The organism is Rodentibacter sp. JRC1 (assembly GCF_020521555.1).
Taxonomy (GTDB): Bacteria; Pseudomonadota; Gammaproteobacteria; order Enterobacterales; family Pasteurellaceae; genus Rodentibacter; species Rodentibacter abscessus.
Map to the genome: position 1 here is coordinate 1,897,139 of NZ_BPWA01000001.1, position 12,742 is coordinate 1,909,880.

Below are 12,742 nucleotides of genomic sequence, written 5' to 3' on the forward strand. Positions count from 1 at the left end.
ACTCAATCAATGTATTTATTAATTAAAAATCACGTTAGGTATATTATTACCTAACGTCATTTTTTTCTTTGTTTTACGGAGTATATTTTGCGTAATATATTTTATGTCTTGTTATTTTTATTCTCAACAGCCGCAGTAGCTGATACACCTATGCCGATACAAGGGCAGTTAGAAAACGGGTTGCGTTATACTATCTTACCTCTTCATTCTCAGCCTAAACGTGTAGATGTTATTATGCGGGTTTATGCCGGTGCGATTGATGAAACACCTACCCAAAGCGGCGTGGCACATATGGTTGAACATATGGCATTTCGTACTACAGAATCTTATGCTAAAGGCATCATGCCTTATCTTCATCAACAAGGCTGGTTAAGGGGTAAAAATTATAATGCCTTTACCAATCAGGAAAACACCACTTATATTTATATGCCACCGAAACATTTCAGCCTAATGCAAACGTTAGAGGTGGTAAAACAAATGCTTTTTAAAGCACAAGTCAATGCTTCGGATTGGGAGAGTGAACGTAAAATAATTTTAGAAGAATGGCGAACAAGAGATAGTGCCAGAAGACGACTTTTTGAACAACGACAAACGTCTCAACGTTTTGGTTCCCGCTATGAGAATCGAACTGTGATTGGTTCTCAAAAGAGCATTAATACAATGCCGGTGGCAGAATTACAGCAATATTATCAAACCTGGTATGTACCCAATAATATGCAATTACTGCTTGTGGGAGATATTCAGGTGAATGAAGCTGAAAAGTTGATTAAAGCTCATTTTTCCGATCTTCCGAAAAAACAACTTCCGATTCGTGATAAATATTATTATGAACCTAAATTAATTGAACAAATTAAGGTTGATCGCCTCAGTGATCCGCAAAATAATAACAGCCAAGTGAGCTATTTATGGCGATTTGATGATCATATAAGCCAAGAGCAAACAGAGGTTGGTTTTAAACAGCGTCTTATCGATCAACTGGCGGTAAATAGTTTAAATCAACGTTTTAGAGAAGAAAAAAATCAAATGCCGTCAGATTTATCTTCCCTGTCGGCACGTAAAATTCCCGTAGGAAAAATAACCTCCGCCTTAATTTTTTCGGCTAATGTTGAGAAACAATCACATCGGATCGGTGCAAACTATATGATTGAACAGGCCGAGCGATTAAAACATTATCCGATTACGCAATCTGAATTAGATAAACAGAAGGAAAAAATATTATCTCAACAAAAAAATGATAAAGCGAACCAACAAAATTTCACTTTTGAAGATTGGGTTCAAACCATGATTAGCACATTGCTTAATGAGAAAAGCTATTATGGCCAAGATCAGATTGAAAAAATGACAAAAGACGGAATAAATAAAATTAGTTTGAGCGAAGTTAATCAACGTATTCAATATTGGTTAAATGCCTCGGATCAAATTTTGCAATATATGCCCCCGTTAAATATTGAGATAGCGCCGATTGAACTTGCGGAAGTAAAACAATGGTGGCAAATGGCAAGGCAGGGAAGTTTTAATGTTCCAACGGAAAGTGCAAAAGAAAAAATGACCTTTGCCCCACTAAAACAACGGGGACATATTATGAAGGAACAGCGTTTTCCTGAACAGAATACGGTACGTTGGACACTTTCTAACGGAGATATTGTAGTTTGGCTAAAATCGCCTATCGCAAAAAATAAAAGTTATTTTGTCGCACAAAATCAGGTGGGATCGAATGCCTCAATTCTTCAAGATTGGAAAGGGAAGCTAGCAATACAGCTTATCAGTAATAACGCACCTTTAAATTGGAAGCGTAATCAAATGTTAGAGTGGAAAGAAAATAATCATATTCCCCTTGTGATTCGCCAAAGTTTTGACAAATTGAATATCTTAAGCACTGTTGAGAATGATAAATTCGCCGATTTACTCCGTTTTTACTATGCTCAGCAGAAAGAAACGACAATTAAAGAGGAATTTGAAAAAAACAAAAGAGAAGCTATCTGGCGTATTGAGCTACAATCCCATTCTGATGAATTTAAACGGAATTTAGTGTGGGAAACTTTTGTTTACGGGCATGCGATCAATCCTCAACCAACAATAAAACAAATAGAAGCATTAACCGAAACGGAACTTATGCAACAATGGCAGGCACTTTCCATGGTACCTGTTACTTACTTCATTATGAACGATATGGAAGAAAGTAAAGTGCGGTCATTTTTGGAGCTGAATTTAGCCGCTATCGAACGAGGGAAAACCATTGAAACCGAACCCTTGAAAGTACAAGCGGGTCAAGCTGAAGAGAAATTTGCAATGAATCCGGAACCAAAGGATAACGTCTATATCTCGTGGTTTACTCAAGATAATTGGGACGCTAAAAAAGCCTTAGTGATTGAATTTGCAAGTAGTATCGCTTCTGAAAAATTAAGCAAAAAAATGCGGGACGAGACATTAGGTATTTATAGCAAACGATTTAAAAGCCGTTTGCAAGCGGAAACGAATCGCATACAAACTACGTTGACTTTTTCCTCGAATCCGGAAATAACGGATAAATTGGTGAAAATTGCCAAACAGGTATTAATTGATTTACCAAATAGTATTACCGCAGAAGAATTTAAAACGGCAAAAAGTTATTTTTATCAAACCGAGGAAAGCCGGCAACAATCCCCCGAAGCTTGGTTAGAACGATTGATTTATAGTGAAAATCGCTTTCATACTCCTCAATATTTAACGGAAATTAAACCTCTGGTGGAAAGTATTACGCTTGATGAGGTGAAATTAGCCGCTAAATATCTCTATAATCCTGAAAATCAAAGAGTGTTTATTACAACACCTAAAAATTAATAAGAAAACAGCCGGTAAAACTAAACATTACCGGCTATTTTTTAGAACGTAAAAATACCTGCGGAAAAATCGGAATTCAACTATTTCGAAAGCTGTTCAATTAGGTTTGTTAAACCTTCCTCATCATAACCTTCCTCATATTGTGCTTCATCTGAGGTGAAGTTGTGAAGGCTACGGCCGGCGATACAACCGTACTTTTCTAATTTTCCTTTTGTGAAATTCGTACGATATTGAGAAGAGCTATTATTCAAACTTATCACGCCGATGGTTGAATTTCGGCAAGGGTGTTTATTGATAAAGACTAAGTTATAGCCCGATTCGCGAATATAGCCGGTTTTATTAATCGCCGCATCAAACACTTCTTCGCGCACCAGTTTATTGGTATTTCTCACGAATACATTGCGAGCCCCTGCTTGAATATAAGCACTTGGCATATTAGAAAGGTTTTTGATCTGTGGTTTATGCATAGAATATTTAGCAAGTTTTACTAAATCCATCACGCTTGAAATATTGCTATCCGAGAGTCCGGAACTATCAGTGAAACGAGTCGAACGCATACCCAATTCTCGGGCTTTTTCGTTCATTTTTTGAATGAATTGTAAACGACTCATTCCTGCCGAGCGGGAAAGCGCATGGGCGGCATAGTTATCGGAATGAACAAGCATTGCTTTTAATAATTCATTACAAGAAATAGGCGTATATTTAGGTAATTTTGTCTGCGTGCCTTTAATGTAATCATAGTCATCATCGGTAATCGAGGCGGTACAGCGAGGGTTTTTGTTATGTTCCAGAAATACATTCGCCGTCATTAATTTGGTTACGGAAGCGATGGGTTGAACATTATTGGGTGAGTGACTTTCCAACACTTTATTCCGTGTAAAATCATAAACGACATAAGATTGCGCCGTTGCAAAGGCGGGGATAAAAAATAAAATAGGAAAGAATTTCTTTAACATTGCTAACACCGATAAATAAAAAGACCTCATAATTCTACCGCACTTTTCCTTGAAATATCGCTTATTTTTGCGATCCGACTCCCAAAAAGTGCGGTCAAAAATCGCTTTGTTTTGGAAATCTGCTAGCTTATCGATTGGTAAATCTGTAAAATCGCTGCTCATTTTTATATCAGGCTTTTTTGTTGTGGAAAATACCACAATTTCCATTGCCGTAATGTGTAGCAACGAGGCTTTATGTTAGAACAAATCGAAACGAAAAAAATCAATTTAATGGATTTAACACGCCAGCAGATGCGTGAATTTTTTCAGGAATTAGGCGAGAAACCGTTCCGAGCCGATCAATTGGTAAAATGGATTTATCATTTTGGCGAAGATAATTTCGACAATATGACGAATATTAACAAAAAGTTACGTGAAAAATTAAAAGCGGTGGCTGAAATTAAAGCACCGGAAGTTGCAGTAGAACAACGTTCTGCCGATGGCACGATCAAATGGGCTATGCAAGTGGGAGAGCAGCAGGTTGAAACCGTCTATATTCCTGAGGCGGATCGTGCGACTCTGTGTGTTTCTTCACAGGTGGGTTGCGCGCTTGCCTGTACCTTCTGTTCCACCGCTCAACAAGGTTTTAATCGTAATTTGACCGTTTCTGAGATTATCGGGCAAGTGTGGCGGGCTTCAAAAATTATTGGTAATTTCGGTGTAACCGGCGTGCGTCCTATTACCAATGTTGTGATGATGGGAATGGGTGAACCCTTGTTAAACGTGGCGAATGTTGTGCCGGCAATGGAAATTATGTTGGATGATTTTGCATACGGATTATCTAAACGTCGTGTAACGCTTTCTACATCAGGCGTTGTGCCGGCATTGGATAATTTGAGTAAAATGATCGATGTGGCATTGGCGATTTCGCTCCATGCCCCGAATGATCAGTTACGCGATGAAATTGTGCCGATTAATAAAAAATACAATATCAAAAGCCTAATTGATTCTGTGAATCGCTATTTAAGCGTCTCTAATGCGAATCACGGAAAAGTAACGATTGAATATGTGATGCTTGATCATATTAATGACGGCGTAGAACATGCACATCAGCTTGCGGAAGTGTTAAAAAACACCCCATGTAAAATTAACTTAATTCCATGGAATCCATTCCCACAAGCGCCTTATGCGAAAAGTTCCAATACACGTATTGATCGCTTTCAAAAAACATTGATGGAATATGGTTTTACCGTGATTGTTCGTAAAACCCGCGGTGATGATATTGATGCGGCTTGCGGTCAGCTTGCAGGAGATGTTATTGATCGTACTAAACGCACTGCGATGAAGCGTCAGTTTGGGCAGAATATTGGGATTACACAAGTTATAGCGAATTAAATTAAAAAATGTCTACTGCATTGCCACGCCTCGCCGTACTATTTGTACTGTCTTCTGCTTGCGGCTTTGTATCCATTTAAATTTAATTCACTATTAATCATTGTTATCGGAGGAAAAATGAAACCTTTCTTTATTCAATACTTAAGTGTGGTCATTTTTCCTCTTGTTTTTTCAGCCTGCGTTTCTCAAACTTCCCCTGCTGATTTCAATAAACGGCAAGCGGCAAAGGCCCGTGTGGAATTAGCTTTAGGCTATCTGCATCACAACAATTTTCCTCAAGCTAAACAGAATTTAGATAAAGCCTTGGAGCACGATAAAAATTACTACCTTGTGCATTCTGCCTTTGCACATTTTTATCAGCTACAAGGCGATGTAACCTCCGCACGGGAATCTTATCTTCAAGCAATAAAACTTAATGATAAACAAGGCGAAACCTATAATAATTTCGGTGCCTTTTTATGTGGGCTGGGAGAATTTGAACAAGCCCGCCAAGCCTTTGACCGGGCCTTATCCTCACCTCATTATTATCGCCAAGCCGATACTTATGAAAATATGGCGCTTTGCGCACGAGCATTCAATCAAAAGGATGTTTACCAACAAGCTGTCGATAAATTACGGCAGATCGATGAATATCGTGCGGAAAAACTGAATCAAATCAAATAAAACGTTGCCAAAATGGGCTTTGGACTTTAAAATTCAGCCCTTAATTATGTCTCATAACTTAATATCTTATGAATATGCCAGCTGAACCCATTGAAGTGCAAAGCGATCGAGAAATGACTCTTGGTGAAAAATTTCGTCAAGCGCGTGAGTCGCTTAATCTCTCTCTTGAAGATGTTTCCAAACAAATTGCCTTACGTCCTGCTATTTTAGCGCAAATCGAAAATAATGAATTTATCCAAAAAAATGTTCCGGCAACCTTTATGAAAGGCTATGTGCGTAATTATGGAAAATTTTTACGTTTACCGGAAAGTTTGTGGGCGGATCTTTCTTTTGGCGAAACTGAAAAAAACGATTTAGGAAAAAATGCTCGTGCCAGACGTTCAGCGAATCAATATTCTTCACACGGTCGTTGGGTAGGCTATTTAACGGCTTTGGTGCTTCTTGTGGCTTTAAGTATGACGGGACTATGGTGGTGGCAAAATTATCAGAAATCCAATGAAGAGCGTGATACTTTAGTCCAAAATTATGTATCTGACACCGAGGCAAGCAAGGCGAAATCTGAAAATTCATCAACTCAATCCGTTGAAATTTTAGTATCACAACCAACCCAACCAGTAGAGACATCAGTAAATATTCCTACTACAGAGGTTTCAACAAATACTGAAATCAAGGTGGAAGATTCGGCTCAAACTCAGTTTGTAAAGACGGAAAATCCATTGCCAAAGTCGATGACATTTAAAGAAACTGAAACAGAATCAAACACAAATGAAGAGGTTGTGTCTGATACTCAAAGTGCGGTTGAAAATCCAAGTATTTCTTTAGCGCCACCGACGGCACAGGGTGATTTAGTGGTGGAAATATTAAAAAATACTAGCTGGTTAAGTGTTAAAGATAAAAATCGTAAAGTGCTTGCTCAAAAAGAATATAAGCAAGGTGAAGTGCTAACATTTAGCGGGGATGAATTTTCCTTGATTGTTGGCGCACCCGGTAATGTTCGCATTACTTATAAAGGTGAAAATTATCCATTGAAAGTCGATGGACGAATTGCAAAATTTAAACTTTCACAACCTTAATAAGGAAAGATATGTCTGCTTTTCAACCGACTATTAAGCGTCGTGAATCGACAAAAATTTATGTAGGAAATGTGCCGATTGGTGGAGATGCACCGATTGCCGTGCAATCAATGACTAATACCCGTACAACAGATGTTGAAGCCACTGTTGCTCAAATTAAATCTTTAGAGCGTGTCGGTGCGGATATTGTACGTGTTTCTGTACCCACGATGGATGCGGCGGAGGCATTTAAAGTTATTAAACAACAAGTGAATGTCCCGCTTGTGGCGGATATTCATTTTGACTATCGTATTGCACTTAAAGTCGCAGAGTATGGTGTCGATTGTTTGCGTATTAACCCGGGAAATATTGGACGTGAGGATCGTATTCGGGCCGTGGTGGATTGCGCACGTGATAAAAATATCCCGATTCGTATCGGTGTGAATGCCGGTTCTTTAGAGAAAGATCTTCAAGAAAAATATGGTGAACCGACACCACAAGCCTTATTGGAATCGGCACTGCGTCACGTGGAAATTTTAGATCGCCTTAACTTTGATCAATTTAAAGTCAGTGTGAAAGCCTCTGATGTATTCCTTGCGGTTGAGTCTTATCGTCTGCTTGCAAAAGCAATTAAACAGCCGTTGCATTTAGGTATTACTGAGGCCGGTGGTGCACGGGCAGGTGCCGTTAAATCTGCGATAGGCTTAGGTATGTTACTTGCAGAGGGCATTGGAGATACGTTGCGTGTTTCGCTTGCTGCAGATCCGGTGGAAGAAATTAAAGTCGGTTTTGATATTTTAAAATCCCTGCGTATTCGTTCTCGTGGTATCAATTTTATCGCTTGCCCGACCTGTTCCCGTCAGGAATTTGATGTAATCGGTACGGTAAATGCGCTGGAGCAACGTCTTGAAGACATTATTACGCCAATGGACGTATCGATTATCGGCTGTGTCGTAAATGGACCGGGAGAAGCCTTGATTTCAGATCTGGGCGTTACCGGCGGTAACAAAAAAAGCGGTTACTATGTAGATGGTGAACGCCAAAAAGAACGTTTTGATAACGAGGATATCATTAATCAATTAGAAGCAAAGATCCGTGCAAAAGTGGCATTACAGGATCCGAAGAATCGTATTATTTAAGGAAAACAAGTGGCAAAAATAATTCAAGCAATTCGTGGTATGAACGATTGCTCACCAACGGAAACGCCATTATGGCAATGGGTTGAAAAACAAGTACGTGAAGTATTGGGCAGCTATGGCTATTCTGAAGTGCGTATGCCGATTGTGGAAAGTACGCCTTTATTTGCTCGTGCCATTGGTGAAGTGACGGATGTCGTCTCAAAAGAAATGTACACCTTTTGGGATAATGATGAACAATTGACTCTTCGTCCGGAAGGTACGGCAGGCTGCGTACGTGCAGCGATTGAGCATGGCTGGATTTATAATAATGAACAACGTTTGTGGTATATGGGGCCGATGTTCCGCCACGAACGACCGCAAAAAGGGCGTTATCGCCAATTTCATCAAGCCGGTGTAGAAGTCTTTGGCATTGCAAATCCGGAAATTGATGCGGAATTGATCATTTTAACCGCTCGTCTTTGGAAAGCGTTAGGTATTGAGCAACATGTTTCTTTACAACTAAACTCTATCGGTTCGCTAGAAGCACGAGCAAACTACCGTTCGGCGTTCGTTGCGTTCTTAGAAAATCACCGAAATCTAATGAGTGAGGAAGAAAAAGAGCGTTTAGTAAAAAATCCTCTACGTATTTTGGATACCAAAAACCAAGAATTGCAGAAAGTATTGGATAGCGCACCTAAATTACTTGATTATTTAGATGACGAAAGCCGTGAGCATTTTGCTCAATTATGTTCATTGCTGGATGCGGTAGGTATTCGATATGAAATTAATCCAAAACTTGTACGGGGATTAGATTACTACAATAAAACCGTGTTTGAGTGGGTAACCTCAGCATTGGGCGCACAAGGCACAGTCTGTGGTGGCGGACGCTATGATGGTTTAGTTGATCAACTTGGCGGTCATTCCGCACCGGGGGTTGGTTTTGCTATGGGATTAGAGCGTTTGGTGCTGTTGGTTCAAGAAGTGAATACCAATATTCCGGTGAAAAGTGCGGTTGATATTTATGTTGTTTATCAAGGCGAAGGTACTACTTTGGCAGCATTTCAACTCGCCGAAAAAGTACGCTCGGAATTACCGCACTTACGGACAATGTTGCATTGTTCCGGTGGTAATTTCAAAAAACAATTTAAACGTGCGGATAAATCAGGTGCGGCATTAGCTTTGGTGATCGGTGAAAGTGAAGTTCAAAATAACCAAGTAGTGGTAAAACACTTGCATGGTGGAACGGAACAGCAAACACTTGAGAACACACTGGTGATTGATTATATTCGGTCTCAATTTTAGTTTATAAAGGAAAATAAAATGGCATATTCTATTGAAGAAGAACAAGAGATTAACCAATTAAAAGAGTGGTGGAAAGAAAACGGTAAAACGATCATTGTTGCTCTTATTTTAGGCGTTGCCGGCAATTTTGGCTGGCGTTATTGGCAGTCTCATCAAGCCAATCAAATAGCGGAGGCTTCTGCCGGATATGATGCTTTGATTTATGCGGCAGACCAAGATCCAGCAGCACAGCAGGCAAAATTAGCAGAATTTGTTCAAGTAAACAGCAAGACCAGCTATGCCGTATTTGCTTTGCTTGACGAAGCGAAAAATGCCGTTGCCAAACAAGATTTTGCACAAGCTGAAGCCGCATTGCAGCAGGCTTTAACTCAGTCTCAGGATGAACTATTAACTTCGCTTACCGCATTACGTTTAGGGGCAGTACAGTTTCAATTAGGTCAATTAGATAATGCATTATCTACATTAAATCAAGTTAAAACACTCAGTTTTACCGCCCGTAAAGCGTTATTGACCGGTGATATTCAATTAGCCAAAGGTGATAGTGTCGGGGCTAAAAACAGTTTTGAGCAAGCACTCCAAACAGGGGGGGCGTTAGAACGTCAAGCTGCTCAAATGAAACTTAATAACCTTTAATAAAGAACGCCCGAAAGGGCGTTGACTTTTTATATGCGTATCTTATTTCCTCTTCCCCCGATTCTTTGTGTTTTTATCGGCACAGCTATGTATTTTTTGCCGTTAATCGGACAATATCCCCGCAATCCATATCTCATTTCAATTTTTATTTTGCTCTCCGGAGCTATTGCCATCGCAAGTGTTTGGCAATTCTATCGATACAAAGCAAATATTGATCCGCAACAATTAGACAAAACGACTACTCTTGTTACTTCCGGCATTTTTCGGATTAGCCGTAATCCTATGTATTTGAGTTTATTATTGATGCTATCCGGCTGGGCGTTGTGGTTGGGAAATTTATTGTCTTGGGCTGGTGTGGCCACATTTGTTTTTCTAATGAACCGATTTCAAATTTCTCAAGAAGAAGCCTATTTAGAGCGGCAATTCGGTGAAGATTATCGCCGATATAAGTCAAAAGTAAGACGTTGGATATAAAAATGCGGTCAAAATCGACCGCACTTGTAGATTTTGTAATTAATTGTTAATTGTAAAGGCGAATAAATTAGGATATATGAAAATATCTGGTTATTTGGGTTTAATGGCTTTGAAGGTTCGGTGACAGCTCTTCCGAATGCGAAAGCAAAGAAAAAATAATAAAGTTTTAATGATTAAAAAGGCAACGCATTCTGTGTTGCCTTCTTTTTTGAGAGGTTTATCACAAATTTTCATAAAAGTTCAATTTTAATTAGCAATTTGTTCTTATATTTGATAGTCTTCAAAAGACTTAATCCTCTGCTTTTTCTTTTTGGTATTTTTTTATTTTCAATATGTTAAAACGAATTTTAATGATTGTTGGATTGGTAACTCTCGCAACTGCTTGTTCAAGTAATATGAATTATGCTCAAAACGGCAGAATTTCAGAGAGTGATGATGTTGAATTCCGCAGCAAATTAGAAAGAGTGGAGCCTAATCACCATCATAAACTCAGGACAAATCGCCCTCAAAGCGGTTTAATCGGTGATAAGGCACTTGTCGGAGTTTACAATGAATGGGTTGGTACGCGTTATCGAATGGGCGGAACCAATAAACGTGGTATTGATTGTTCGGCATTTATGCAAACTGCCTTTTGGTCGGCGTATGGTATTGAATTACCGCGTTCTACAGCAGAACAACGGCATTTAGGACGAAAAATCGGCAAACAAGAATTACAGAAAGGTGATTTGGTGTTCTTCCGTGGTAATAACCATGTGGGGGTTTATATTGGTAACAACCGATTTATGCACGCCAGCTCAAGCCAAGGGGTAACCATTAGCTCTTTAAACGAAAACTATTGGGCAAGGACCTATACTCAATCCCGTCGCATTATGTAAAGTGCGGTCATTTTTTATAAAAATTTTGATACTGAAAAAGCTGAAAAGCTTATTTTCAGGTTTATTAAAAAGAAAGTATTTTTTACTTATCGGTTATATTAAAAAAAGCTTTTATTTTAGGAACATGAAACATACACTGATGAGCACAGCACAGCACAGCACAGCACAGCACAGCACAGCACAGCACAGCACAGCACAGCACAGCACAGCACAGCACAGCACAGCACAGCACAGCACAGCACAGCACAGCACAGCACAGCACAGCACAGCACAGCACAGCACAGCACAGCACAGCACAGCACAGCACAGCACAGCACAGCACAGCACAGCACAGCACAGCACAGCACAGCACAGCACAGCACAGCACAGTTATAGCGTAAATCTTTCTTCTTATCAGCTAAAACCCAAGGTTAACGGTTTTTATTTATTAAAAACCGTTAACCTTGGGTTTTTTTGTTTTTCATTAAACTCAAGTGACTGATATTTATTAGATCTTTTACATACGAATTTTCCTTATTATCGGGTTTTATTCACATAACAAGGGAAGTCGGTATCGGATTGAATCATAAAATAAAGAGGTTTATGTATGAAAAAAACATTATTAGGAGTCGGTATTGTATTAGCGCTAAGCGGTTGTGCCCGTGATGCTAATCAACCATTAGAAGTATGGAGCAATTTTAGTCAAACGAAATTGGAAACCCAACTCGGGGAAAATCAAGCCTTAGCGGTCTTTTATCGTCAAGATGATTTTCAAGGTGCGGCAACCAATATCTATGTTGATGGCGATTATCAAGCATCATTGCTTCCAAAAGCATATAGTGCGGTGGCTGTTTGCGCGGATAAACATTTATTTAGTACATCTTTTAGTTCAAATCAAAAATTTGGAAATCGAAGCCAAGGTGCAAGCTATACCTTACCGGTGGGCGACATCGCTTACGTAAAAGTGTCGCAAAGTGTTAACGGACAACCTTACTTAGAACGAGTAGAGCCTTCGGTTGCCGAGCAAGAAATTGCAAACTTACCGAAAGAAAACCAAACTTTATCACGTGTTCCAATGGCAAATAATTGCCAACCACCGGTCGTGATTGCAGCGATAGCAGTAGATAGCAACGCCTTATTTGCTTTCAACAAATTCGGTTACAACGATATTCTTCCGGCCGGCAGAGAAAAATTAGAAAACTTTATAGAACAAGTAAAAACCTTAAAGGTTTCTCACATTATGGTTGGCGGTCACACCGATAATTTAGGTTCTGACAGCTACAACCAAACCCTATCTGAAAAACGTGCAAATAGCGTGAAACAACAGTTACAACAAGCCGGTATTAGCGCACCTGTCAAAGCTATCGGCTTTGGTAAAAAAGAACCGGTGGTAACGAATTGTTCTGCGTTAACTGGTGCGGCAAAAAATCAATGTAATTTACCTAACCGTCGTGTAGAGATTACCGTTTACGGTGAAAAATAATTGAAGAGAGAAT

At 39.4% G+C, this 12,742-nt stretch carries 12 protein-coding genes; 11 read left to right on the top strand and 1 reads right to left on the bottom strand.

Annotation, left to right across the window (positions count from 1 at the left end):
• Nucleotides 1-87 precede the first annotated feature (87 nt).
• The gene (locus tag HEMROJRC1_RS08655; RefSeq protein ID WP_226692529.1) at nt 88-2,820 is read left to right on the top strand and encodes a M16 family metallopeptidase; all 2,733 of its coding nucleotides are present in this window, start codon (nt 88-90) and stop codon (nt 2,818-2,820) included.
• An 80-nt stretch (nt 2,821-2,900) separates the two neighbouring features.
• Here HEMROJRC1_RS08655 and HEMROJRC1_RS08660 read toward each other — a convergent pair whose 3' ends face one another.
• Nucleotides 2,901-3,776: a D-alanyl-D-alanine carboxypeptidase family protein gene (locus HEMROJRC1_RS08660; protein WP_226692530.1), complete on the bottom strand. Its 876-nt coding sequence runs from the start codon at nt 3,774-3,776 to the stop codon at nt 2,901-2,903.
• 234 nt (nt 3,777-4,010) lie between these two features.
• On the opposite strand from HEMROJRC1_RS08660, the gene HEMROJRC1_RS08665 reads away from it, so the two are divergent.
• From HEMROJRC1_RS08665 to HEMROJRC1_RS08710, 10 genes are all read left to right on the top strand, one after another.
• Nucleotides 4,011-5,150, top strand: a complete 1,140-nt coding sequence (locus tag HEMROJRC1_RS08665; RefSeq protein WP_226692531.1) for a bifunctional tRNA (adenosine(37)-C2)-methyltransferase TrmG/ribosomal RNA large subunit methyltransferase RlmN — start codon at nt 4,011-4,013, stop codon at nt 5,148-5,150.
• 117 nt (nt 5,151-5,267) lie between these two features.
• On the top strand, nt 5,268-5,813 hold the full coding sequence (pilW, locus tag HEMROJRC1_RS08670; protein ID WP_226692532.1) for a type IV pilus biogenesis/stability protein PilW: 546 nt from the start codon (nt 5,268-5,270) through the stop codon (nt 5,811-5,813).
• 68 nt (nt 5,814-5,881) lie between these two features.
• Nucleotides 5,882-6,886, top strand: coding sequence for a RodZ domain-containing protein (locus HEMROJRC1_RS08675; RefSeq protein ID WP_374707294.1), 1,005 nt, complete (start codon nt 5,882-5,884; stop codon nt 6,884-6,886).
• A gap of 11 nt (nt 6,887-6,897) precedes the next feature.
• Complete coding sequence (gene ispG / locus HEMROJRC1_RS08680; protein WP_226692533.1) at nt 6,898-8,004, top strand: flavodoxin-dependent (E)-4-hydroxy-3-methylbut-2-enyl-diphosphate synthase; 1,107 nt, start codon at nt 6,898-6,900, stop codon at nt 8,002-8,004.
• Between the two features lie 9 nt (nt 8,005-8,013).
• Nucleotides 8,014-9,285, top strand: a complete 1,272-nt coding sequence (hisS, locus tag HEMROJRC1_RS08685; RefSeq protein WP_226692534.1) for a histidine--tRNA ligase — start codon at nt 8,014-8,016, stop codon at nt 9,283-9,285.
• A gap of 18 nt (nt 9,286-9,303) precedes the next feature.
• Nucleotides 9,304-9,918 carry a YfgM family protein gene (locus tag HEMROJRC1_RS08690; RefSeq protein WP_226692535.1) on the top strand — a complete coding sequence of 205 codons (615 nt, stop codon included), beginning with the start codon at nt 9,304-9,306 and terminating at the stop codon, nt 9,916-9,918.
• Between the two features lie 39 nt (nt 9,919-9,957).
• Nucleotides 9,958-10,392: an isoprenylcysteine carboxylmethyltransferase family protein gene (locus HEMROJRC1_RS08695; protein WP_308443650.1), complete on the top strand. Its 435-nt coding sequence runs from the start codon at nt 9,958-9,960 to the stop codon at nt 10,390-10,392.
• A 332-nt stretch (nt 10,393-10,724) separates the two neighbouring features.
• A complete protein-coding gene (locus tag HEMROJRC1_RS08700; protein ID WP_226692537.1) occupies nt 10,725-11,267 on the top strand; it encodes a C40 family peptidase in 543 nt (180 codons plus the stop codon).
• A gap of 124 nt (nt 11,268-11,391) precedes the next feature.
• The gene (locus tag HEMROJRC1_RS08705) at nt 11,392-11,748 is read left to right on the top strand and encodes a hypothetical protein (protein ID WP_226692538.1); all 357 of its coding nucleotides are present in this window, start codon (nt 11,392-11,394) and stop codon (nt 11,746-11,748) included.
• A 105-nt stretch (nt 11,749-11,853) separates the two neighbouring features.
• The gene (locus tag HEMROJRC1_RS08710) at nt 11,854-12,729 is read left to right on the top strand and encodes an OmpA family protein (protein ID WP_226692539.1); all 876 of its coding nucleotides are present in this window, start codon (nt 11,854-11,856) and stop codon (nt 12,727-12,729) included.
• The last annotated feature ends 13 nt before the right edge of the window (nt 12,730-12,742 follow it).